The organism is Yersinia ruckeri ATCC 29473 (genome assembly GCF_000754815.1).
GTDB classification, from domain to species: domain Bacteria; phylum Pseudomonadota; class Gammaproteobacteria; order Enterobacterales; family Enterobacteriaceae; genus Yersinia; species Yersinia ruckeri.
Window position 1 is genome coordinate 269910 of the sequence record NZ_KN150747.1, and the last position, 24856, is coordinate 294765.

Genomic DNA, 24856 nt, shown 5'->3' on the forward strand with positions numbered 1-24856 from the left:
TTTAAGCCTCGTAATTAATCACCCCTGTTAAGGTCTGATAACGGCTATGTTATTGCAATAACGTTAGTGCTTCCTATGGTTGTAAGTTGCACCTGATCACATTTTTAGCTACGCCCTGCGACTCATCCCCAGCTAATCCTCTGGCAGGATGATGCTCTTGCCACTTCTCCTCGGCAGGATAAGGGTAAAATTACCCCACTCACAGGATAGAGACCTCCCTATGTCACAGCCCACGCTCAAAAAGGATGATTTTCTGGCAGCACTGACTCGTCAGTGGCAGCACTTTGGCCTTGGTTCAGCGCAACAGATGACTCAACACCAATGGTGGCAAGCGGTTAGTGCTGCATTGGCCGAGCAGTTGGCTGCTCAGCCGGCACCCACCAAGGTGAAAAAGGTACAGCGCCATGTGAATTACATTTCAATGGAGTTTTTGATTGGCCGCCTGACGGCGAATAACCTGATTAACCTCGGTTGGTATGAAACCGTAGAGACGCTGCTGGCTGAACAGCAGGTCAATTTGAGTGACTTGCTGGAGCAGGAAACCGATCCTGCATTAGGCAACGGTGGATTGGGACGTCTGGCTGCCTGTTTCCTTGATTCGATGGCCACGGTGGAGCAACCGGCTACCGGTTATGGCCTGAATTATCAATATGGGCTTTTCCGTCAGTCTTTTAGTGCCGGAAAGCAGCAGGAAGCACCGGATAACTGGCAGCGTGAAAGCTACCCGTGGTTCCGCCATAACGCGGCATTAGCTGTGGATGTCAGTTTCGGCGGCAAGCTGGAGAAACAGACGGATGGTCGCCAAATTTGGCGTCCGGACTTTACTCTGCGTGGCGAAGCCTGGGATCTTCCGGTGCTCGGGTTCCGCAATGGTGTAACCCAACCGCTGCGTTTATGGCAGGCAACCCATGTTCATCCATTCGATCTGACTCGCTTTAACGACGGTAAATTCCTGCTGGCCGAACAAAATGGCATTGAGGCAGAAAAACTGACCAAGGTGCTGTATCCCAACGATAATCATCAGGCCGGTAAGCGTCTGCGTCTGATGCAGCAATATTTCCAATGCGCTTGTTCTGTTGCCGATATTCTGCGTAAACACCATGTTGCTGGTCGCGCGCTGGCCGATTTGCCCGAATACGAAGTGATTCAGCTAAATGATACTCATCCGACGATCGCGATCCCTGAAATGCTGCGGGTGCTGTTGGATGAGCATCAATTGAGTTGGGATGCCGCCTGGGCGATTACCAGCAAAACTTTTGCCTACACCAACCATACTTTGATGCCGGAAGCTCTTGAATGCTGGGATGAAAGATTGGTTCGCAGCCTGCTGCCGCGCCATTTTGCCATTATCAAACAGATTAACGCGCAGTTTAAAAAACAGGTGGATAAACAGTGGCCAGGCGATAAAGCGCTGTGGAGCAAACTGGCGGTCCACCATGATAAACAAGTGCGGATGGCCAATCTATGTGTAGTCAGCGGCTTTGCCGTGAACGGCGTGGCGCAACTGCATTCAGATTTGGTGGTTAAAGATCTGTTCCCAGAATATTTTCAGCTGTGGCCAAATAAATTCCACAACGTCACTAACGGTATTACGCCACGCCGCTGGCTTAAACAATGTAACCCGGCGCTTTCCACGCTGATCGACGAAACGTTGAAAGTGGAGTGGGCTAACGATCTGGATGCGCTACAAGGGTTGGAGTCTTACGCCGCCGATCCGCAATTCTGCGCGCGTTATCAGCAAATTAAATATGACAACAAGGTCAAACTGGCCGAATACGTACATCGGACTATGGGTTTGACCTTAAACCCTGATGCAATATTTGATGTGCAAATCAAACGCTTGCATGAGTACAAACGTCAGCATCTGAATTTGTTACATATTCTTTCCCTATATCGTCAAATCCGCGATAACCCAGATCTGGATATTGCTCCACGAGTGTTCCTGTTTGGCGCTAAAGCGGCTCCGGGCTATTACTTGGCGAAAAATATTATTTATGCGATTAATCAGGTGGCCGAAAAGATCAATAACGATCCGATCGTGCGTGATCGACTGAAAGTGGTGTTTATTCCTGACTATAAAGTCTCCGTTGCCGAATTGATGATTCCGGCGGCAGACGTATCTGAGCAAATCTCTACCGCCGGGAAAGAAGCCTCTGGTACTGGCAACATGAAGCTGGCGCTAAATGGAGCACTGACCGTGGGTACGCTGGATGGAGCCAACGTTGAGATTGCTGAGCAGGTCGGCGAAGACAATATCTTTATTTTCGGTAATACCGTAGAGCAGGTGAAAGCAATTCTGGCGAAAGGTTATCAGCCACTGAAAGTGTTGAAGGCCAATGCCCATCTGAAAGGTATTTTGGATGAATTGGCCAGCGGTGCTTTCAGCAACGGCGATAAACATGCTTTCGATATGCTGCTGCACAGCCTGCGTGAAGGTGGCGATCCTTATTTGGTATTAGCTGATTTTGCATCATATTGTGAGGCGCAACAGCATATCGATTCCCTATACCGTGATAAAGATGAATGGACACGCCGCACCATTCTGAATACTGCCCGAGTGGGAATGTTTAGTTCAGATCGTTCAATTCGCGATTATCAACAGCGAATTTGGCAAGCCAAACGTTGAGGAGAGACTGCATGGATCGTAAATCGCTCGATCAAGCAGCGGCGCTGGCGGGGATAGCCGCCAGCTACATTAATGCACACGGTAAGCAGCAGGCTATCCCGGCGGAAACCAAGCAAAAATTACTGGAAGCTATGGGGCGAGATCCAGATACTGCGCGATTGCCAGTAAATGAAAAAACGCCGCTGCCAGTGGTAAAAGTGTTTACCTATGGCAATCCGATGACGTTGATGGTTGCCGGTGAAGGTGATTACCACTGGCTCTTGGAAACGGAAGAAGGAAAACCTTATCAAGGGCGCGTCGGTGCCCAGAAGACACTGACGCTGCCGGCATTTCTACCTCTTGGCTATCATTGTTTGACGCTAATACAAGGCACTCGGCAATGGTCATGTTCTGTCATCGTTGCGCCACAGCGTTGCTACGAACCCGATGCGCTGCTAACAGGAAAGAAACTGTGGGGTGCCTGTGTACAGCTGTATACATTGCGTTCGGATCGTAACTGGGGCATCGGTGATTTTGGCGATTTAGGCCAGATGATAGAACAGGTAGGCGAGCGCGGCGGTGCATTTATTGGTTTAAACCCGATTCATGCGCTCTATCCGGCTAACCCGAACAGCGTGAGTCCCTATAGCCCTTCATCTCGCCGCTGGTTGAATGTGATTTATATCGATGTGAATGGTGTTGAGGAGTTTCAGCGAAGCGAAGCTGCCCAATGCTGGTGGCAGTTACCGCAGACGCAAAGTACGCTGGCAGCGATACGTACCGCCGAATATGTTGACTATGCACAGGTAATAGCGCTGAAATTGGCTGGTTTACGCTTGGCTTTCCCGTTGTTTTTAGCCCGAGCGGCAACCGATGCACGTATGCAGGCATTTCGCCTGTTTGTCAGCCAAGGCGGTAAGAGTTTGCAGCAGCAGGCGGCTTTTGATGCATTGCATGCGTATTTAAGTCAGCAGGATGCCTCAATGTGGGGCTGGCCGGTATGGCCAGAAAAATATCGAGATGGACAGGGTCAAGGTGTCGCTGAGTTTTGTCAGCAACATAGCGATGACGTGACTTTCTATCTATGGCTGCAATGGCTGGCGGCAAGTCAGTTCGCCCATTGTTTCCACCAGAGTCGGCAGCAAGAGATGCCAATAGGTTTATATCGGGATCTGGCTGTGGGGGTCGCCGAGGGCGGCGCGGAAACCTGGTGCGATCGCGAGCTGTATTGCCTGAAAGCCTCGGTTGGCGCACCACCTGATATTCTTGGTCCGTTAGGCCAAAATTGGGGGCTGCCGCCGATGGATCCACATGTGATGGTCGCCCGTGCTTATCAGCCTTTTATCGATTTGCTGCGTGCTAATATGACCAGCTGTGGCGCATTGCGTATCGACCACGTTATGGCATTGCTGCGTTTGTGGTGGATACCTTACGGTGAAACTGCCGATCAGGGCGCTTATGTGAAGTACCCGGTTGATGACCTGATGGCTGTATTGGCGCTGGAAAGTCAGCGTCATCATTGCATGGTGATCGGCGAAGATTTGGGTACTGTGCCTGTTGAGATCGTCAGTAAACTGCGTGATAGCGGCGTCTATTCTTACAAAGTGCTCTACTTTGAACGGGACAGTGAAAATACTTTCCGCGCGCCGCAGTCTTATCCGGTACAGGCGATGGCGACTATCACCACTCATGATCTACCTACACTACGTGGCTACTGGCAAAGTGATGACCTAACCTTGGGCAATTCGCTGGGTTTGTATCCTGACCAGACTATCCTGAAACAGCTATATGTGGATCGGGAAAGAGCTAAACAAGGGTTGCTAGAAGGTTTGCATCATTATGGCTGTGTACCGAAAAAGGTGGGTCATAAAGCGGCGTTGCTGTCGATGAGTCCGGTGCTAAATCGCGGATTACAGCGCTATGTCGCTGACAGTGCCAGTGCGCTATTGGGGCTACAGCCGGAAGATTGGTTGGATATGGCAACGCCGGTTAATATTCCCGGAACCAGTGATGAATACCCGAATTGGCGGCGCAAGCTGAGTCAATCTCTTGAAGAAATGTTTGCCGATCAACGAATTAATCGCCTGTTGAAAGATTTGGACAAACGGCGGAAGAACGTCTCGGCAAGCTAGCTGGGTACGGTGGCTGCCGGAATCCGCTAAATACGCATAGCAAGAAAGCATAAAAAGGGGAGCCGATGGGTTATTGGCTCCCCGTTTGGTTTTCATCACATCTTAACGTTGGCGGCGTGAGTAATACATCGCACTTCGCATGAGATGCGGCGAAAACTGCAATCAGAATCAATAAATCAAAATAATAAATCAGTAGTAAGAATGCTCACCGCGCTGGTGTTCGGTTAAGTCTCTGACGCCTTTCAATTCCGGGAATTTCTGCAACAGTTCTTTTTCGATGCCTTCTTTCAGAGTGACATCAACCATTGAACATCCGTTACAACCACCGCCGAACTGTAAGATAGCCAGTGCGTCATCGGTGATTTCCATCAGCGTGACACGGCCACCGTGGCCGGCAAGCTGCGGATTAATTTGAGACTGCAACACGTATTCAACCCGTTCCATCAGCGGGGCGGAATCATCCACTTTACGCATTTTGGCATTAGGCGCTTTCAGGGTGAGTTGAGAGCCTAACTGGTCAGTAACGAAGTCGATTTCGGCATCTTGCAGATAAGGCACACTCAATTCATCAACATAAGCTGATAATTGCTCGAATTTCAGCTCAGTATCTGTTGCTTCAACTGCATCCGGTGGACAATAAGAAACACCGCATTCCGCCGTTGGGGTACCGGGGTTGATAACAAATACGCGGATTTGGGTGCCTTCTTCTTGATTTGCCAGCAATTTGGCAAAATGAGATTGTGCTGCATCTGTTATTTTGATCATGGCATTAGCTCAATAGTTGACTACTCTAGTCGGTTATAATACGCCCATTGACGTCGTGACTACAAGGTGCGGCAAATACACCATACCTGCAATGAACTGACCTTCTGCTCCATGAGTGTATGACTTATCTCACTCACCGTGCTGCCGGTTGTTATCACGTCATCCAATAACACCACATCCTGACCTCGGAAATCTTCGGTGAAGCGAAAAACACCCCGTAGGTTTTTTCTGCGTGCGCGTGCATTAAGTTGTTGCTGGGGAGGTGTTGCTACCAGACGTTGCAGGCTTCCGGGATGATAATCGCAACTTAGCCAACGGGCCAGCGATCTCGCCAGCAGGTCGCTTTGGTTGAATCCCCGTCGCCAGTTTCGCTGATGGTGTAAGGGAACGCTAATCAGCCGCTGCGGTTTACTGGCTGTTTCATCGGCATATTTTACGGCGCGCCAGCGTAAAAACAATAATCGAGCCAGCGCGGGGGCCAGCTGCGATATGCCGCCAAATTTCAGTTTTTTAATCAGAGTACTCAGCGGTGGCTGATAGGCGCTGACAAACAGCATTCGTTGCCATGGGGGGGAGTGCAGCAGACAGCGGCCGCAGGGCAAATCAGGTTGTGAGGATGGCAAGCCACAACAAAAGCAGCAGGGCGGCGGCATCGGTAGATGGCGTAAACAGAAGCAACAAATTCCATGATAAGCCAGATGTAATGGCTGTTGGCATAGCCAACACAGCCCGGTGATTGTTAGCATAGACATCTTCCTTGATGGTGAAGGCAACTGGATAATAACCTATGACAAAGCTTTACTGGCAGACCTGCGGCGAAGGCGATCGCGATCTTGTGCTACTGCACGGATGGGGACTGAATGCCGAGGTCTGGCGTTGCATGATTGAGCGGCTCGCGCCGCATTTTCGTCTCCACTTGGTTGATTTACCGGGCTATGGTCGCAGCCGAGGTTATGGTGCGATGTCACTGCATGATATGGCGGCGATGGTATTGGAGCAGGCTCCGCGAAAGGCTCTGTGGCTGGGCTGGTCAATGGGCGGGTTGGTCGCGAGTAAGATAGCGTTAGACCACCCAGAGCGTGTGAGTGGATTGATGACGGTTTCCTCTTCTCCCTGTTTTACTGCCCATGATGAATGGCCGGGGATACGTCCGGAAGTTCTTGCCGGTTTCCAGCAACAGCTTAATGAGGATTTCCAGCGCACCGTTGAGCGTTTTCTGGCATTACAAACATTGGGAACGGAAAGCGCCCGACAGGATGCTCGCCTGTTGAAATCGGTGGTATTGAATCACCAAATGCCCGAAGTGGATGTATTGACTGGTGGTTTGGAAATTTTGCGGACCGTGGATTTATGCCGTGCATTGGTCGATTGCTCGGTACCGTTTCTGCGCATTTATGGTTATCTGGATGGTTTGGTGCCGCGCAAAGTGGCCACGTTGCTGGATGCGTCTTTACCGCGTAGTCGGTCAGTAGTGATGAAAGGGGCTGCTCATGCACCGTTTATCTCTCATCCTGACGATTTCGCTGAACTCATTATTAATTTTTCCTGTGAGATAGCGCTGAATTCCTGATTCACTCTCGCCGTTGGGGGAGGGGGTATCCGCGTTATCCCCAACGGTAGCGAAATAAATGGGTCATTTAGTGGCTAAATGGTGAATCTACTCAATAATTATAAGGGTTAGATAGGGTGCTACAGAAGAACGGGCAGTTTATCGCATTGTTATCTCTGTAACCCTTCCTCTGGGATGACGCCCTGCTTGTGGGGGCATCAATGCAAATCAAATCTAACTCATATCGTTATTACTTTTCTCAATTTTTCGTATACGCACCCATAAATTTAATGCGAGGTATTATAATGAAATTATTGAAAAATTTATCAATTGCTCTGATTGTTGGTGGTTTGTCTTTTGGCGCTCTGGCGGCGAAAGAAATCACCAAAGAAGAAGCGAAAGATAAAGGTTATGAATTGATTGGCACTATTTCTTCTAATGGCGAAGCCACCTCTCCAATGGGTGTGAAACAGGATTTGTCGGCGAAGGCTGATGAAAAGGGCGGTAAGTACTACGTCATCATCGCGGAAAATGAAAAGAAAAAATTCGATGCTACGGCAGAAGTGTATAAATAAGTCATTTTAGATGACAGAAAGGTGATGTCATTGCTGACATCACCTCTTTTTTTAGCAAAATCTGCCGTAAGTTCTCGCCTATCAATGGGTTTTTAACTGATATACCACGGTATTGCATTTCGGGCCTTCTGGGCAGCTTTTACAACCGCCACTCAGGCATCCGCTATTATCCTGCTCAATCCGCTTCAGTTTTCCCATTGCTATCAACCGTTCCAGCATCGCTTCAATCAATGGCAGGGGCGCAGCCAACAACTGGCTTAATTGACTGGCTTCCATACGACCATTGAGTGCGATAGCGTCACGTAGTTGCATTAAGCTGGCCATGCACATGTCCCCGCAAATTAATGACAGTTACCGCTACTTTGGCAGCAACTGTTTGACGTGTTGTTCTGTAACCGGAAAGTCACCCGGCTACGAGCGCGACGCAGAGCAAACAGAATCAACCCGTTAAAGACCACGATCGCAGTGATGAATCCCAGACTTTGCTGTGGGTGGCTGCTAAAGGTCGCGGTCTGGTAAAACAGCGTTGCGAGGGAATAAGCCACGTTCAACCCCCATAAGATTGAGAAGGTCATCCAGCCACGGCTGGTTTCTCGCGCAATGGCACCCATCACCGAAACGCAGGGAACATATAACAGCACAAAAATCAGGTAGCTGTAGGCCGCAATACTGGAACCGAATTTAGCGCTCATCATACCCATGGAGCCTGCAGCCATTTCCCCATCGCCTTTACTGGCTTCAATGGGGTTGGATAACACGCTCAGGCTGAAAGTATCTTTCAATCCCTGCCAGGTTTCGTTTACCGCACCATTCAATTCATCCAGCAAATTAAAACCTTCTGCATCAAAAGGTTCATTCTTGATTTGTTCTGCGGTGTATAAAGTATTTAGCGTACCGACTACCACTTCTTTCGCCATTGCACCAGTGACCAATCCGACGGTTGCCTGCCAGTTATCGGCATGAACACCCATCGGTATCAGTAGCGGCGTCAGCACCTTACTGACGGAAGCCAGAGCGGAATCATTGATGCTATCAGCAGTTTGACCACTAAAGGTAAAACTGTTTAAGCCGCCGATCAGGATACTGGCGACTACGATGACTTTCCCTGCGCGCAGCACAAAGCCTTTTAGGCGTTGCCAAGTTTGCAGCAGCAGGCTTTTCAGATGTGGAACGTGGTAAATCGGTAACTCCATGACGAAAGGCGCAGCCTCACCGCGCATGATGGTGTGTTTGAGTACCAGTCCGGTGAGAATCGCTACCACAATACCGAGTAAATACAGCGAGAAAACGATACCTGCGCCGTCCTGACCGAAGAAAGCCGCAGCGAAAACGGCGAAGATGGCCAGCCGAGCTCCACAGGACATAAAGGGCGCCATCATCACGGTAATCAGGCGCTCGCGCTGAGCGTCCAGTGTGCGGGCACCCATAATGGAAGGCACATTACAGCCGAAGCCGACAATCAGTGGGACGAAAGACTTACCGGGTAGACCCAGTGATTGCATTAGTCGATCCATAACAAAGGCCGCGCGAGCCATATAACCGGAGTCTTCCAGAAAGGACAGAAACAGATACATCATGCCAATTTGTGGTACCAGCGGTAATACGGTGTTGATGCCGCCACCAATGCCTTGTGCCAGGAATAGTGTCAGCCAATCAGGGAAGTGCAGGGTGTAACCGACCCATTGCAAGCCCTGAATAAAAATAGCGGCAGAACCAATATCAAAGATGGGTTGTAGTGCGCCGCCAATATTGATGGCCAACACAAACATCAGGTACATCACGAATAAGAAAATGGGCACGCCCAGCCAGCGATTCAGAATAACGCTGTCCAGTATTTGAGTCAGCCGGTTGGGTTCAGCCTGTTGCGCATTACTGACGGCATCGCACAGCGTGGAGATACTTTGATAACGGGCGTCAGCGATCACCAGCTCAGGATCTTCATGTTGTTGGTCTTTTAGCTGTTGGCGGGATTCGGCCAGCAGTGCAGGCGAAACGCCAGAGCGAGCCAGGCTATAAATGTCACCTTCCAGCATTTGCAGCGCCAACCAGCGCCGTTGCTGCATTGGCAAGTTTTCCGGCATGGCGACAGTGAGTTTCTCCACTTCTTCTAGCAGAATGGGCGGGTAGTTGACCAAGGCGCTGTCGGTGTTGGGCTGATATTGATCGATACTGTTTTTTAGCTCGGTAATACCGGTAGCACGAGTTGATACCAATGGAATCACTGGGCAGCCGAGACGTTGAGCCAAGGCTGCAACATCAATGTTTATCCGCTGACTTTGCGCGATATCCAGCATATTTAGCGCAACAATGCAGGGAATGCCTAGCTCGAGTAGTTGCAGCGTTAAATAGAGGTTGCGTTCCAGGTTTGACGCATCGATAACGTTGATCAACAGGTCGGCTTCGCCGCTGAGAATGTAATGGCAGGCAATTTGTTCATCCAACGAGGTCTGTTCGGAAATGGTCGTCAGAGAATAGGTTCCGGGCAGGTCGACTAATGTCACCTGATGCTGTGCCGTGGAAAAATGGCCTTCTTTCCGTTCTACCGTCACCCCGGACCAATTACCTACCCGTTGACGAGCTCCGGTGAGTTGGTTAAATAGCGTGGTTTTACCTGCATTGGGGTTGCCAATTAAGCCGATTGTGAGTGCTTTCATGATCCAACGTGATATATGAGTAAATTGAAGTTAAGCCAGACAAGGTGAGAGACCCAACCAAGCAGCAGAAAATAAAAAAGAACCTGAAAATTAAGGCTGTAGGTCCAAAGTGAGAAAGTCTAAATCTTTTTTGCGTAATACCAAGCTGACCCGGCGAGTTTCAATCTGAATGGGATCGCCTAATGGTGCGACGCGCACAACATTAAATGATGAGCCAGGCAACATGCCAAGAGACAATAATTTCTGCCGGTAAGCCGGACTGATTTCAGGAGAAAAACCTAAAATCTTATAAGCACGTTGAGGAAGAAGATGCATATAACCCTCGTGATAATAAAAAAATGACATTATCGGCAACTGGATGACTCACTCAACACAACGCAGCATCATGGTGTAAATAACTCATTATCTGTCTGGGATACTGCGCTAACTTTTGAGTAATAGACTGTAGCGCCAAGCGAGAATAGATAAGATAATGATAGTGAGAACCGTTATCGTATTCAACTACAACTAAAGGCCTAATGGTAAATATTCATTACGACATTAGGAATATTATATTCAGAATAGAAATTTTCTTTGTTTTAGCACCAAAATTCGGCATTCGCAAATGAGAACGGTACGTTAAATCAGTTAAGAAATGGTATTTCTCTCACCAATCTAGATGAAAATAATTTTAATTTACAACATTCTTAATTCACCATGATTTGAATCAATAAATGTTGGAACTTATATTTTATTGGTTTCTCTGTTTTGTTTCTCAATCAATTTTTATGGTTACGTGTAGTGTCTGTACTATTTTGTGAAGTTCAGCACAGAATGGGTCAGAGAGGCATTTCAATGCCATGATTTATTACGCCAACTTAATGATGAATATAAATATTCGGCTGAATAGACCGAAAGATTTTCAAAGAAAAGATGGAATATGGTGAAACAGAAACATGGCGTGATGCAGAAAAAAAGCGCCGCTGATACAGCGGCGCAGCAGAACTAGCGTTTTTTACCTAAGGCAGCGGCCAAGGCATCACTCATAGCGCTGTTGCCTACCGAGGTCGTATTTGCCCGCCCTTTTGCTGACGATTTATCCCGAGCATCGGCGTTATGACGTCCAGCCTGACTCGGTACGTGACTCTTTTCGCTGCTGCCGCGGCGAGAATGGCTTTCCCCTGGCTGTTCATCCAGACGCATGGTCAGTGCGATACGTTTCCGCTGTAGATCCACTTCCATCACTTTGACTTTGACAATATCGCCCGCTTTCACCACTTTGTGCGGATCGTCGACAAATTTATCGGCCAGTGAGGAAATATGCACCAGACCATCCTGATGGACGCCGATATCGACAAAAGCACCAAAATTGGTCACGTTAGTCACTGAGCCTTCCAGAATCATGCCGACGGTGAGGTCGTTCATGGTTTCTACGCCTTCGGCGAAAGTCGCCGTTTTAAACTCAGGTCGTGGATCGCGCCCCGGTTTTTCCAGCTCTTTCAGAATATCGGTTACTGTTGGTACCCCAAAGCGCTCGGTGGTGAAATCCCGTGGTTGAAGATTACGTAGAACACTCGGGTTGCCCATCAAATCTTGTAATGCCTGTTCTGTCGCAGCCAGAATACGTTCGACCACCGGATAGGTTTCAGGATGCACCGTGGAGGCATCCAACGGATTATCGCCGTGGTTGATACGCAGGAAACCTGCGCATTGCTCAAAGGCTTTTGGCCCCAATCGGCTGACTTTCAAAAGTTGTTCCCGGTTGCGGAAACGACCATTTTCGTCACGCCAGTTAACGATATTTTGCGCCATCATGCGGGTTAAGCCGGCTACCCGTGTCAACAGGGGCACTGATGCGGTATTCAAGTCTACGCCGACGGCGTTTACGCAGTCTTCTACCACGGCATCCAGTTTTTTCGCCAGTTGGCTTTGGCTAACGTCGTGCTGATACTGGCCGACGCCGATGGATTTTGGATCGATTTTAACCAATTCAGCCAGCGGGTCTTGCAGACGGCGGGCGATGGAGACGGCACCACGAATGGAGACGTCCAGATCTGGGAATTCCAATGCTGCCAGTTCAGATGCTGAGTAAACTGAGGCCCCAGCTTCGCTGACAATCACTTTCTGCGCGGTTACCGCCGGATATTGCTGCTGCAACTCGGTAAAGAAGCGTTCGGTTTCCCGCGAGGCAGTACCGTTGCCAATAGCAACCAGTTCGACCTGATGTTTAAGACATAAAGCTGCTACAGTTGCCGCCGCTTTGGCTGTCTGCCCGGTATGTGGGTAAACCGTGTCGTAGGCCACCAGTTTGCCGGTAGAATCGACCACGGCAACTTTCACTCCGGTACGCAAACCCGGATCGAGGCCCATAGTTGCACGCATCCCGGCAGGAGCCGCCATCAGCAAATCCTGCATATTTCGCGCAAATACCTTAATGGCTTCCTCTTCCGCTCGCTCGCGTAGGGTGCTCATCAGTTCGGTTTCCAGATGCAACAATACCTTGATACGCCACGTCCAGTTAATTACCGCTTTGCGCCATGCATCTGCTGGGGCGTTATTCAGACGTAAATCCAGATGGTTGATAATGATCTGCTCACCCTGACTTTCGCGTGGCGGTTCGTCAAATTGAGGATCGGCATTCAGCGCCAGTTGCAGAATGCCTTCATTACGACCACGGAACATGGCCAGTGCACGGTGGGAAGGAACCTGAGCGATAGGTTCGTGGTGATCAAAGTAATCGCGGAATTTTGCCCCTTCCTGCTGTTTACCTTCCACTACTTTTGAAACCAAATGTGCATTCTTCCATAAGTAATGACGTACTTTGGCCAGCAGCGTGGCGTCTTCGGCGAAACGCTCCATCAGAATATAGCGTGCGCCATCTAACGCAGCTTTGGTGTCGGCTACGCCTTTATTGGCGTCAATATAGGCGGACGCAACGGACTCTGGCTCTTGTTGCGGATGACTCCATAGACTGTCAGCCAGCGGTTCCAGACCGGCTTCAATCGCGATCTGGCCACGAGTACGGCGTTTCGGTTTATAAGGCAGATACAGGTCTTCCAGCTCGGTTTTGCTCATGGTGCTGTTAATCGCACCAGCAAGTTGCTCGGTTAGCTTGCCTTGATCTTCGATAGATTTAAGAATGGTTTGGCGGCGGTCTTCCAATTCACGCAGATAACCCAGGCGGGTTTCCAACTGACGCAACTGGGTATCATCCAAGCCGCCGGTAACTTCCTTACGATACCGTGCAATAAAGGGCACGGTATTACCTTCATCAAGCAGGCGGATAGCGGAGATGACTTGCTCCGGCCGGGCCTGTAGTTCGCTTGCAATAATGCGGCTCAGTGGTTCATTCATAAGTCTGGTATCAAGTTGATAGATGAATAGGGAAATCAGAGAAGACAGTTATACGGATTGCGGCGAAGAAATGCCAGTGCGACGGTTATGCCAGCAAGCCAGAGAAAGTAGTCTCTTAACATTCCGCTTTGCAGTAATAAATTGAAGCCAGTCATACCTAAAGCACTGCCTAACGAATCGCCTAAGGTGGCGGACAGCGATACCAAACCAAAATAGGTAGCGAAACGACCTGGCTCGGCGAATGCGGCATTAACGGCGTTTGAACAGGGCATAAATATCATCAGTGCAAAGGCGAAAAGACAACCAGCAAGTAGGATTAAAACCATACTGTGGGCGTAGTAGATTAGCAGGAAGGACAGGGAAAAGATCACTAGGGCGACTTGATGGAAATACGCCTGAATATGTTGATTAATATAGGTGCTAACCCAGTGCTGAAGCATCATGACGGTGAGTGCTTCTACCATGTAGAACAGCGTTAGGTTGCTTTTTTCACCCAGTATTTCACGAATATAGAGTGGAATGGTAGAAAAGAGTTGGGCATATAACATCCACAACAGGCTATTGATCAACAGAAATCGGCAGTAATGTTGTTTCCTGAAAGCGGTCAAAAAATCAGTGATGACCGCTTTGTTTGTCGTCGCTGGCGGTGGTAATTGAGGCTCTGGCAGGAAAAGTCGGCAGAACAGTAGCAGTAGCAGATAAAAGCCCCCAATGATCCAATACAGTCCGCCGGGGAAATGTCGCATGATAGTAAAACCTATGGCCGGAGCGACAAGTGCCGAGCTATGCATTAGGACATAGATAAAGGAGTAATCAGCAGGGGCGTGAACCTCGTTCAATAAAGCCTGCTTTTGGCGAGCAATACAGGATTGGGTCAGCAGTACGACGGAAGAGATACCAATACCCGCAATGCATAGGCACCAAGGTGCCAGAATCCCTATCAGATTATCGGTCGCTGCCAGAAAAAAACCGGCGGCGGCGATACTCAAAGAAAATGTCAGGCTGGTACGTAGGCTAAGCCGATCAAACCAAGGCCCCAATATGACTTTTGCCAAGCGCGAAATAAACACGTAGCCAAAAATAATGGTGCCAACAGTGGCTACCGTCAGCTTGAGATAGCTATGAAGATAGATGGCGAGGGTTGTCATCAGCATGTAATAAGCCAATGACGAACCAGCAAAAATGATAGAGATTACCCGTAATGGCTGCGATTGTATCCATAGCAGCATTGAGTCAGACCTAAGCCAGCTGTCGAGAGCGATGACCTTCACCCAGCGGGTAAGTGAGATACAGATCCATCATGTGGCGTTGCCAGAGATGGAGCGCTTCGGCAAAGCGATAGGCCAACCGCAGAGCCTCTTCCACACAGGCGATGGACAAGGGAGGGCTGGTGGCGGCAAACTGACTCAATGAATTAAGATGATCATAATCCTCATCGGTTTCGGCGTGGGTGACCAACGGTTCTACCAGTTTATAATCCAATAAGTTCTGAGTAGCGATATTGAGGTAAAATTGGCGGGTTTCATTTACCCGCCGAGCTGTTTTCTCTAATACGGCTACACAGCTTTTGTAAACGAAACAATTCCGCTTGGCGGCCATTTGTAGTATTGCGCAAATCGCGCGAGTACAAGGCAGTGGCAGTAATTCTCCCTCCAGATTGGGTAATTGATGGGCATGACGAAAGCGTGTTGCACTCAGCTTGAACAGATAAGGGTGATCCCATTCTTCGGACAAGTGCGTGATGAATTTATCCGCCATTAACGTATTCGGGGTATGACTCAGTGCGGTTCCCAAGTGCTGAATCACACTATGGGTATGGTGATAGTTTTCTATTGCCCAAGCGTAAAGGGTATTCAGATCTGAAACTGTAGTGGGTGTCTCCATCCGTGACCAAAACGGGTCAAAATACAAAATATCTGCCCAATGATTAAGTTCGTTATTGATCACGTCGGCAGCATCGCTGGCATCAATGTAGTTTGCGCCGACAGGGAAAGGATAAAGCAGAATATTTTTATGCAGAAATGCCATAAAGTCTCTACTGAAATCGGCACTGCAACCGGCTTCGTTTAATGCTGATGCAGGATTTCGATGTGCAGATAGCTTTTCAACAAAAAATGCATTGATATCGTCATGAATGACCTCAACGACCTGCAATCTTGATGTGATACGCAATGTGCGCTCACGAGGATACTCAACCACAACCGAATTTTTTAGCCGCATAGTCTTCTCCAGTTCTAACTGAGATATGGCGCAGAATCTAGGCGCTGTGCAACCAATTCATTTGTCGTTGAGGGAAAGGGAATGCTTTCTCGACGTAGAACACCCGAACACCCCGATAGAATAAATGAAACTGATCGCCCAGTGAGGCCAGATTGATCAGACTGCTGTCGATATCGCGTTGCAAGCGGGCACCGATAATGTCGCTACAAGCTTTACCGTAGCTACCACTATGAGGATAACCATAGGCCTGAGTGGCCGGAATACTGGCGAAAGAAGTCCGGTTATCAAGCGCCTCCGACTGCCATATGGTGAGGGTGTTAATGACGTTTGGGTTATCAAGTAGCTCATTAAAAAACGCTGCGATAGAGTCGATAGATTCGGTATAACCCGGTGAACCAAATAAATCTATGGCATAAGCAAACGCCAAAGGATCCTTGGCCGCAATATTTTCCAATGTAAGCTGAAACATTAATGTGGAGGTTAATGGTTCCAACTCACTCAGCGGGACGTGGGTGAGCGCCTGACAGAGAGTATCCCAAGTCTTTTTCATTCGATGGGCGTGAAAAGCGTGCAGAATAAAAAGCTCTTGTAGCTGTTTATCCTCGGTTTCTGCGGCGCATCGAATCAGCGCCTTGTCTAATCCATACAGCACATGACACATCTCAACGGCGAGTTTGCAGCAGTGTGGCGTCAACCCGTAATACTCGCTCATGGCATTTCCTTTGAGCCAAGTGCGTAGCGAAAGAATAATGGCAGAAAACTGCTGATCCATCTCTTTGGCTTGAATAATATTCAAAGCATCAGCGGCAAAAGACAAATCCTGTGGAGTCATAAGAGGTAACGCTGGGGGTATTGCTGTGTTATCCATAAAGTAGCCTCTATCCCTAAATAGTTGAATTTATGTCGTTAGTGTCAAATAACCGTTCAGAATTAACTAAGGTGTTATGGGTAGCGAAACTTAATGATGGGTGATAGTGCTGATAAATATCGTCATGCCACATCTCAAACCAATTAGTGAGGCGATGACAACTGGTGAATATTTGAGTGACCGTTTGTGCCGGTAGCGTCGGATAATCTTCCAGCAGATGTTCGAAGATATCGATATGTTCAAACTCTTGATCCACCCGTAAATGGTGAATGAGCTGATCAGTAAATATCTGGGGAAGAGCCAGCTGTCGACCTGCGGTCTGATAGAAATCGGCCACCGAGTGCCCATTTTGGGTTGTGGCTTCCAGCAGTGCTTCGCAGGCGTTGTACACCAAGGTACCCATCTTGGCGACACTGTTCATAAAATAGGTAATATTGGTGGTGCTTGCCAAAGGAGGGCTATTATCCAGCTTGGACATGTCAATGCCAGTAGAGTGGCAGGCCGACATAAACAACCGGTAATGATCCCATTCTTCTCTGAGATGACGGAATTGGGTATTTTGCCCGGTTTTATCATTAGCGTATTCTATTGCTCGTGGCATATGCGACATAACGCTGCGCGTGTGATGCATATTTTCCTGTGCCCAACCGATAAGTAATGACGCAGGTTCTACGCCATCGTATAAACCTTGCCATACCGGTTGGTCATACATCCTATCCACCCATATGGGTAGCCAGCGGTTGAACTCCGTCAAAAACAGCGGCGTTGGAATGGATTGATAATCGGTTAGGCACCAGATGAAACCGGCTGATTCCAAAGACGTTAACGCTTTATTGATCGTGGTTATGTCGAGTAATAGCTCCTCGGCGATTTGTTGAGCGGTATGTTTCCCATCACAATAGTCAAGCAGACGCCTAAAGCTATCCCATTGTTCGATGTCTGCAATTGTGAGCAGAACCCCCGCTCTCGAAGCTGTATCTGTTGATACTACTGTGTTGGGCAGTAATAGCGGTTTGGTACCTTCCATGGCTTGAACTCCAGTATGTGAACGACAACATAAGCGAACCCCCCTAATACATTAGGGAGGTATTTGGCCGCTATTGGTCGGCAGCAGGACGAGGTTTATCTTTCTCTGGTAACTTGGTTTCTAGGATAATAATTTCCATTTTAAAACCCTCAGTGACATGTAATAAATCCATAGATAACATAATGTTAATTGATGACCTTCGGGCTGTTTTCTGCCCGCCTTAATCTTTATAACTCGGCGTATAAAAAGTCAACACAGTCAGTCTTAATGTGAAGTGGCGTTAGCACGAATTAGCCCAAAATAGGCGGTCAATCGAGTGGGGAATTCCTTGGTTTCTAAGGGAATACACTTATCGGCAGAAAGTTGCGTTATATTGGGTAGCTAAATCTACATGGCCAACCGATGTTGAGTGGATAAGAGAATGTCAAAAAGTAATTACATCACCCGCGAAGGCTGGCAGGCTCTGGACCTCGAACTAAAATACTTATGGCGAGAAGAGCGGCCACGGGTTACACAGGCGGTTTCTGAAGCGGCGGCGATGGGGGATCGTTCGGAAAATGCTGAATATATCTATGGTAAAAAGCGATTACGCGAAATTGATCGACGGGTACGTTTTTTATCCAAGCGTTTGGATGTATTGAAAATTGTTGATCCCGATCCGCGTCAAGAAGGCAAAGTCTATTTTGGCGCATGGGTTCGGGTCGAGAATGATCAGGGAGAGGAGCGTGTTTTTCGCTTGGTTGGTCCTGATGAATTTGATCCAGCGAAAAAATGGATCTCGATTGACTCGCCAGTAGCGCGTGCCTTGATTGGTAAACAGGTGGATGACGAAATTACGGTTCAGACGCCTAACGGTGAGGCAACTTACGAGATATTGGCGATTCGCTACCGACCATTTGACGAAAATTGTTGATTATTAGGTAGAACAATAAGCTTTGTAACAATTTCGACTAGAATATATACCATAAATTGCTGTCTGTTAGTGTGATATTTTCTAACAATATTAAGGTCGGGCAATACAGCCTTTGGGAGTAATAAAATGCAAGAGAATCACAAGATTCTGGTCGTCGATGATGACATGCGCCTACGAGCGCTTTTGGAACGCTATTTGACTGAGCAAGGTTTTCAAGTCCGCAGCGTTGCCAATGCTGAACAGATGGATCGCTTGCTAACCCGTGAATCATTTCACCTGATGGTGCTTGACCTGATGCTGCCGGGGGAAGATGGCTTGTCTATTTGCCGCCGTTTACGCAGCCAGAGTAACCCGATGCCAATCATCATGGTCACCGCGAAAGGCGAAGAAGTCGACCGTATTGTCGGGCTGGAAATTGGTGCTGATGACTATATTCCCAAGCCGTTCAACCCGCGCGAATTGCTGGCGCGTATTCGTGCCGTTTTACGCCGTCAGGCCAATGAACTGCCTGGCGCACCGTCACAGGAAGAGGCGATTATCGCATTCGGTAAATTCAAACTGAATTTGGGGACACGGGAAATGTTCCGTGAAGACGAGCCTATGCCATTGACCAGCGGTGAATTTGCTGTGTTGAAAGCGTTGGTAAGCCATCCGCGTGAACCGTTATCGCGCGATAAGCTAATGAATCTGGCCCGTGGCCGTGAGTACAGTGCAATGGAACGCTCGATTGACGTACAGATTTCTCGCCTGCGTCGTATGGTTGAAGAAGATCCTGCTCATCCACGTTATATTCAGACCGTTTGGGGTCTGGGCTACGTCTTTGTACCGGACGGCAGTAAAGCATGAGGCGATGGCGCTTTTCTCCACGTAGCTCGTTTGCCCGCACTCTGTTATTGATAGTGACTTTGCTGTTTGTCAGCCTGGTCACTACCTATTTAGTGGTGCTGAACTTTGCCATCTTGCCCAGTTTGCAGCAGTTCAACAAAGTCTTGGCTTACGAAGTCCGTATGCTGATGACGGATCGCCTGCAATTGGAAGATGGCACGCTATTGGAGGTTCCGCCGGCTTTTCGGCGTGAAATCTACCGCGAGTTGGGTATTTCGTTATATACCAACGCCGCGGCGGAGGAGAGTGGCCTGCGCTGGGCTCAGCATTACAAATTCCTCAGTGACCAAATGGCTCAACAACTTGGCGGACCAACGGATGTTCGTGTTGAAGTCAGTAAAAATTCACCGGTAGTATGGTTGAAAACGTGGTTATCGCCCGATATCTGGGTACGCGTTCCACTGACTGAAATCCATCAGGGCGACTTTTCACCGCTGTTCCGTTATACCTTGGCCATTATGCTGCTGGCAGTCGGCGGAGCCTGGCTGTTTATCCGCATCCAAAATCGACCTTTGGTTGAACTAGAGCATGCGGCGCTACAAGTGGGGAAAGGCAATATTCCGCCGCCACTCAGAGAATATGGCGCGTCGGAGGTGCGTTCGGTGACCCGGGCATTTAACCAGATGGCCTCTGGGGTCAAGCTACTGGCAGACGATCGTACTTTGTTAATGGCCGGAGTTAGCCACGACTTGCGCACCCCGCTGACCCGTATCCGTCTGGCAACCGAAATGATGGCGGAAGAAGACGGCTATCTTTCCGAATCGATTAATAAAGATATCGAAGAATGTAACGCCATTATCGAGCAATTTATTGATTACCTGCGTACTGGGCAGGAAATGCCTACTGAAATGAGTGAGTTGAACGCTATTCTCGGTGAAGTGATTGCAGCAGAAAGTGGTTACGAACGGGAAATTGAAACCGATTTATGTGACGAAGAAGTTTTGGTCGAGGTGCATCCATTATCGATCAAACGGGCACTGGCTAATATGGTGGTGAATGCCGCGCGCTATGGTAATGGTTGGATCAAAGTCAGTAGTGGTACCGAGTTGCAGCGAGCCTGGTTCCAGGTGGAAGATGACGGGCCAGGAATCAAACCAGAAGAGTTGAAACATTTGTTTCAGCCATTTGTTCGGGGAGATAGTGCACGTAGTACTAGCGGCACAGGGCTGGGGCTGGCTATCGTTCAGCGCATTATCGATGCCCACTCGGGGATGTTGGATATTGGTACCAGTGATAAAGGTGGGTTACGTATTCGTGCTTATCTGCCGTTATCGCTGGATGTCAAATCTTCAACTTTGGGAAAACACAGCTAACAGACGGTAGCGATGTGTTGGAGCATTCGACCACGTTGTTATTAACCGGAAAGGGCACGAATAGATTTCGTGCCCTTTTTGCATTAGCGTGACGAATCAGATTTTTGGACCGGCGCTAACCAATGCCGCCCCAGCTGGGGTATCGGTATATTTATCGAAGTTGGTTGCAAAGCGTTTCGCCAAATCTTCGGCTTTTTCTTGCCATTGCTCAATGCTGCCGTAAGTCTGACGCGGATCCAAAATATCTGGATTGACGCCTGGCAGAGCGGTGGGTACGGCCAGATTAAATATTGGTAAAGTAAATGTTTCTGTCTTATCGATATCACCATTTAGGATGGCATCAATAATAGCGCGAGTATCTTTAATCGAGATACGTTTGCCAGTGCCGTTCCAACCGGTATTCACCAGATAGGCCTGAGCACCAGCCGCTTGCATGCGTTTCACCAACACTTCCGCATACTGAGTCGGGTGCAGAGACAGGAATGCGGCACCGAAGCAGGCAGAGAAGGTCGGCGTTGGTTCGGTGACACCGCGTTCGGTTCCGGCCAGTTTTGCGGTGAAACCGGATAAGAAGTGATACTGAGTCTGGTCAGCGGTCAGTCGAGATACCGGCGGTAGAACACCGAATGCATCAGCGGTCAGGAAGATCACTTTGTTTGCATGACCGGCTTTGGAAACCGGCTTAACGATGTTTTCAATGTGGTAGATCGGGTAAGAAACTCGGGTGTTTTCCGTTTTGGATCCGTCGTTGAAATCAACAGTACCGTCAGCCAGCACCATCACATTTTCCAGCAAGGCATCCCGTTTAATCGCGTGGTAAATATCTGGCTCGGCTTCTGCAGATAATTTGATTGTCTTGGCGTAGCACCCGCCTTCAAAATTAAACACACCGTCATCGTCCCAGCCATGCTCATCATCACCGATCAACTTGCGTTTAGGGTCGGTCGATAGCGTCGTTTTACCGGTGCCGGACAGGCCGAAGAAGATCGCCACATCGCCTTTTTCCCCAACGTTCGCCGAGCAATGCATAGAGGCAATACCCTTCAACGGCAGCAGGTAGTTCATCATCGAGAACATCCCTTTCTTCATCTCACCGCCATACCAGGTACCGCCAATTAACTGCATACGTTCGGTTAGGTTGAAAGCCACGAAATTTTCGGAGTTTAGACCTTGCTGTTTCCAGTTCGGATTCGTGCACTTCGCACCATTCATGACAATAAAGTCAGGCTCGAAATGAGCCAGCTCTTCATCTGAAGGGCGAATAAACATGTTTTTAACAAAGTGTGCCTGCCAGGCAACTTCGGTGATAAAGCGAACCTTCAGACGAGTATCAGCGTTGGCTCCGCAGAAAGTGTCCACCACAAACAGGCGCTTATCGGACAATTGCTTTGTCACCAGTTCTTTCAAATGAGACCAGGTTTCCTGACTTAGCGGTTTGTTATCATTCTTGCCTTTCCCCTGATCGGCCCACCACACGGTATTTTGGGTGATAGCGTCACGCACAATATATTTATCTTTAGGGGAACGACCAGTAAAAATGCCCGTATCTACGGCAACAGCGCCCAAGTTGGTGACAGTGCCGCGCTCATAGCCTTCTAGTCCAGGCTTGGTTTCTTCCTGAAATAAAAGCTCATAACTTGGGTTGTAAACTATCTCGCTTACATTATGGATGCCATAACTGGCGAGCTCTTGCGGGGTGATTCCTTTAACACTCATGTCTAACTCCTGGGTCACTTATTATTATGCCAACGATTGTAAATCTTCATTTCCGATTAACAGCGATTGCTATCAAAGATTTTAATATATGAGCTACTTTTCGCTGGGTTATGAGAGATAGAACACGAATTATAGCAAGAGAGTGAAACAGCAGGAGAATCGGGCACAGAAGATGTGCCCGTAAAGGACAGAAAAATTAATGTATTTGAGTGTCAGCCGGGCTATTACCGCCCAGTAATCTGGAGATATCTACAGCGTCAAACAGATGATGGGTTCCGCAATACTCACAGTGCATATCAATTTTGCCATCCTGCTCCAGTAATTCCTGCACTTCTTCGGCAGGTAATGTGGCCAGCGCATCGGCACAGCGTTCGCGAGAACAAGTGCAGCGGAAGCTAACATTCTGCGGCTCGTAGAGTGTCACTTCTTCCTGATGGTACAGACGATATAGCACTTCATTTGCTGGCAGAGTAAACAACTCTTCGGCTTTGATGGTGGTGGTCAACTGCGCCAGATGATCGAATTCATCCTCATTACGCTCTTCAGCGGGTAGAACCTGCAATAACATGCCAGCGGCGGCTACCTTGCCGTCTACTTCACCGGTGCGGATAAACAGACGGGTTGGCAACTGTTCGGATTGCATGAAATAGCTTTCCAGACATTCGGCCAGAGTTTCGCCTTCCAGACCGACCACGCCCTGATAGCGTTCACCTTTGGTTGGGGTAATGGTAATCACCATATAACCGTTGCCAACCATTTGTTTTAATGAACTCTCGGCAGAGATCTCGCCATTGGTTCGCGCCACGCCACGCAGTTCCTGCTGATTATTGCCGTTAATAACCGCCAGCGTCAGTGGACCATCACCCTGTAACTGTACGGTAATATTGCCGTCAAATTTTAGTGTAGCAGTCAGTAAACTTGTCGCGACCAACATCTCACCCAGCAGTTTTTTTACCGGTGCAGGATAATCGTGGTTGGCAACAACCTGCTGATAAGTTTCATTAACGGTTACCAGCTCGCCGCGAACTGCATGATGGTTGAACAGATAGCGGTGTAATTGGTCGTGATTAGACATAGTTTTCTCTCTTAAAGGCCGCCGGTTATTCCGACTCGCCGTATTTAAATTTGATCAGATTACGGCGCTCTTTTTTATCTGGCCGTCGATCCGGATGTGGCATGGTCAGGGCATTCAGTTTACGAGCCTGAGCGACTTTTTCCCGGTTAGCCACACTCGCCTCGGTTTCTTCGTAAAGTGCCTGAGCTTCTGTTGCGCTACGGCGTTGGCCGTGAACGGCTAAGACTCGAACTGTACGTTCATCATTCCCTTGGCGTAAACGAATTTCTGCGTTCAGTTCAACCAGCTTGCTGGGTTTCCCTCGCTGGCCGTTATAGTGAACTTTACCGCCATCAATCATGTCCCGCGCGATGGCTCGGGTTTTGTAAAAACGTGCGGCCCACAGCCATTTATCCAAACGAATAGCCGTGTCAGATGCCAATTTTTCTTTCACAGAATCTCCTGTCCGTTAAGCTGCACCAGTACCGTTATGCCGAATAGCGGGTAACAACTTGCGATAATCACCGATCGCGGGATGGCTTTGGAAGGTTTTCTCCGCACAACTTGAATCCGGGTTTTTTACACCCAGGCAATAACGGATACCAAAGGCCTTTGCGGCATCCAAAATGGCCTCGCTGTCATCAACGAATAAGGTTCTGGCTGGGTTGAACCCGGTCTGCTGGGCAACGGCCTGCCACAAACGTTGATCTTCCTTTGGATAACCAAATGTATGGGTGGAAAGTAATAAATCAAGGTGCTGATCGAGGCCGGTATGTGCAATCTTGGTATGCAGACTATGAGGATGGGCATTGGTCAGTAAAATGGTTTTTCGTCCCGAGTCGCGTAATCCCTGGAGAAACGGCAGTGTATCTTCACGCAGGCTGGCGCGCGGACCGACTTGCGTCGTCATGGCATAAATATCCAGATCCAGCCTTTGGCTCCAATAATCAAAGCAATACCAATTCAGCGTGTGCTGTACCGCGTGATATTCATCATTAATGATCGCTTTGGCTTGCGCTAATGGAATGTTCCGACGCTGGCTGAGGGTTTCAGGCACCAGACGTAGCCAAAAATAGCTGTCAAATTCCAAATCCAGTAATGTACCGTCCATATCCAACAGTACGGTATCGACATCTTGCCAGTTAACATCCCAGGGCATAATCACTCCAATTGGCAGGCAGTCCAGCGATCGCCAGAGGACAGCCACAAAAATTTCGCTAAATAATATTTAGCCTAGCATAGCAAAA

The 24856-nt window shown here is 48.7% G+C and carries 20 protein-coding genes and 1 pseudogene; 7 read left to right on the plus strand and 14 right to left on the minus strand.

The genetic code is table 11. The features are described 5' to 3' along the window. The first annotated feature begins 220 nt into the window (after positions 1-220). Positions 221-2626: a maltodextrin phosphorylase gene (gene malP, locus DJ39_RS01115; RefSeq protein ID WP_004718411.1), complete on the plus strand. Its 2406-nt coding sequence runs from the start codon at positions 221-223 to the stop codon at positions 2624-2626. 11 nt (positions 2627-2637) lie between these two features. Continuing rightward, positions 2638-4737, plus strand: a complete 2100-nt coding sequence (gene malQ, locus DJ39_RS01120; protein ID WP_004718414.1) for a 4-alpha-glucanotransferase — start codon at positions 2638-2640, stop codon at positions 4735-4737. Between the two features lie 189 nt (positions 4738-4926). On the opposite strand, the gene nfuA is transcribed toward malQ, so the two are convergent. Together nfuA and gntX are read right to left on the minus strand one after the other, a co-directional pair. Continuing rightward, the gene (gene nfuA / locus DJ39_RS01125) at positions 4927-5502 is read right to left on the minus strand and encodes a Fe-S biogenesis protein NfuA (protein ID WP_004718415.1); all 576 of its coding nucleotides are present in this window, start codon (positions 5500-5502) and stop codon (positions 4927-4929) included. A 59-nt stretch (positions 5503-5561) separates the two neighbouring features. Continuing rightward, positions 5562-6248: a DNA utilization protein GntX gene (gene gntX / locus DJ39_RS01130; RefSeq protein ID WP_038242870.1), complete on the minus strand. Its 687-nt coding sequence runs from the start codon at positions 6246-6248 to the stop codon at positions 5562-5564. Positions 6249-6289: 41 nt separating this feature from the next. On the opposite strand from gntX, the gene bioH reads away from it, so the two are divergent. Both bioH and DJ39_RS01140 read left to right on the plus strand, forming a co-directional pair. Beyond that, positions 6290-7072, plus strand: a complete 783-nt coding sequence (gene bioH, locus DJ39_RS01135) for a pimeloyl-ACP methyl ester esterase BioH (RefSeq protein WP_004718421.1) — start codon at positions 6290-6292, stop codon at positions 7070-7072. A 284-nt stretch (positions 7073-7356) separates the two neighbouring features. Next, positions 7357-7626: a YdgH/BhsA/McbA-like domain containing protein gene (locus DJ39_RS01140; protein WP_004718423.1), complete on the plus strand. Its 270-nt coding sequence runs from the start codon at positions 7357-7359 to the stop codon at positions 7624-7626. A gap of 81 nt (positions 7627-7707) precedes the next feature. Here the strand turns inward: DJ39_RS01140 and DJ39_RS01145 are convergent, their stop codons facing one another. From DJ39_RS01145 to DJ39_RS01180, 8 genes and pseudogenes are all read right to left on the minus strand, one after another. Then, positions 7708-7950: a FeoC-like transcriptional regulator gene (locus DJ39_RS01145; RefSeq protein WP_004718425.1), complete on the minus strand. Its 243-nt coding sequence runs from the start codon at positions 7948-7950 to the stop codon at positions 7708-7710. A gap of 17 nt (positions 7951-7967) precedes the next feature. Continuing rightward, positions 7968-10280, minus strand: coding sequence for a Fe(2+) transporter permease subunit FeoB (gene feoB / locus DJ39_RS01150; RefSeq protein WP_004718426.1), 2313 nt, complete (start codon positions 10278-10280; stop codon positions 7968-7970). A gap of 90 nt (positions 10281-10370) precedes the next feature. Next, a complete protein-coding gene (feoA, locus tag DJ39_RS01155) occupies positions 10371-10595 on the minus strand; it encodes a ferrous iron transporter A (protein WP_038242864.1) in 225 nt (74 codons plus the stop codon). 825 nt (positions 10596-11420) lie between these two features. Beyond that, positions 11421-13613: pseudogene (locus DJ39_RS01160) on the minus strand (Tex family protein); the annotation flags it as partial. Positions 13614-13648: 35 nt separating this feature from the next. Then, positions 13649-14842 (minus strand): MFS transporter, encoded by a 1194-nt coding sequence (locus tag DJ39_RS01165; protein ID WP_004718432.1) that lies wholly within the window; start codon positions 14840-14842, stop codon positions 13649-13651. Between the two features lie 10 nt (positions 14843-14852). Continuing rightward, on the minus strand, positions 14853-15833 hold the full coding sequence (locus DJ39_RS01170) for a hypothetical protein (RefSeq protein WP_004718434.1): 981 nt from the start codon (positions 15831-15833) through the stop codon (positions 14853-14855). Positions 15834-15870: 37 nt separating this feature from the next. Continuing rightward, a complete protein-coding gene (locus tag DJ39_RS01175) occupies positions 15871-16701 on the minus strand; it encodes a hypothetical protein (protein WP_038242856.1) in 831 nt (276 codons plus the stop codon). A 16-nt stretch (positions 16702-16717) separates the two neighbouring features. After that, positions 16718-17728, minus strand: a complete 1011-nt coding sequence (locus DJ39_RS01180) for a MarR family transcriptional regulator (RefSeq protein WP_004718438.1) — start codon at positions 17726-17728, stop codon at positions 16718-16720. A gap of 421 nt (positions 17729-18149) precedes the next feature. On the opposite strand from DJ39_RS01180, the gene greB reads away from it, so the two are divergent. The 3 genes from greB to envZ all read left to right on the plus strand — a co-directional run bounded on the left by greB (position 18150) and on the right by envZ (position 20839). Then, a complete protein-coding gene (gene greB, locus DJ39_RS01185) occupies positions 18150-18641 on the plus strand; it encodes a transcription elongation factor GreB (RefSeq protein ID WP_004718441.1) in 492 nt (163 codons plus the stop codon). A gap of 126 nt (positions 18642-18767) precedes the next feature. Then, on the plus strand, positions 18768-19487 hold the full coding sequence (gene ompR, locus DJ39_RS01190; RefSeq protein ID WP_004393220.1) for an osmolarity response regulator transcription factor OmpR: 720 nt from the start codon (positions 18768-18770) through the stop codon (positions 19485-19487). Further along, positions 19484-20839: a two-component system sensor histidine kinase EnvZ gene (envZ, locus tag DJ39_RS01195; RefSeq protein WP_038242854.1), complete on the plus strand. Its 1356-nt coding sequence runs from the start codon at positions 19484-19486 to the stop codon at positions 20837-20839. The genes ompR and envZ overlap by 4 nt, the downstream gene beginning before the upstream one ends. A gap of 96 nt (positions 20840-20935) precedes the next feature. Here envZ and pckA read toward each other — a convergent pair whose 3' ends face one another. The 4 genes from pckA to yrfG all read right to left on the minus strand — a co-directional run bounded on the left by pckA (position 20936) and on the right by yrfG (position 24768). After that, positions 20936-22555 (minus strand): phosphoenolpyruvate carboxykinase (ATP), encoded by a 1620-nt coding sequence (pckA, locus tag DJ39_RS01200; protein ID WP_004718445.1) that lies wholly within the window; start codon positions 22553-22555, stop codon positions 20936-20938. 196 nt (positions 22556-22751) lie between these two features. Continuing rightward, on the minus strand, positions 22752-23630 hold the full coding sequence (hslO, locus tag DJ39_RS01205) for an Hsp33 family molecular chaperone HslO (protein WP_004718447.1): 879 nt from the start codon (positions 23628-23630) through the stop codon (positions 22752-22754). Between the two features lie 25 nt (positions 23631-23655). Then, positions 23656-24063, minus strand: a complete 408-nt coding sequence (gene hslR, locus DJ39_RS01210) for a ribosome-associated heat shock protein Hsp15 (RefSeq protein WP_004718450.1) — start codon at positions 24061-24063, stop codon at positions 23656-23658. 15 nt (positions 24064-24078) lie between these two features. Next, positions 24079-24768, minus strand: coding sequence for a GMP/IMP nucleotidase (yrfG, locus tag DJ39_RS01215; RefSeq protein ID WP_038242850.1), 690 nt, complete (start codon positions 24766-24768; stop codon positions 24079-24081). Between the last annotated feature and the right edge of the window lie 88 nt (positions 24769-24856).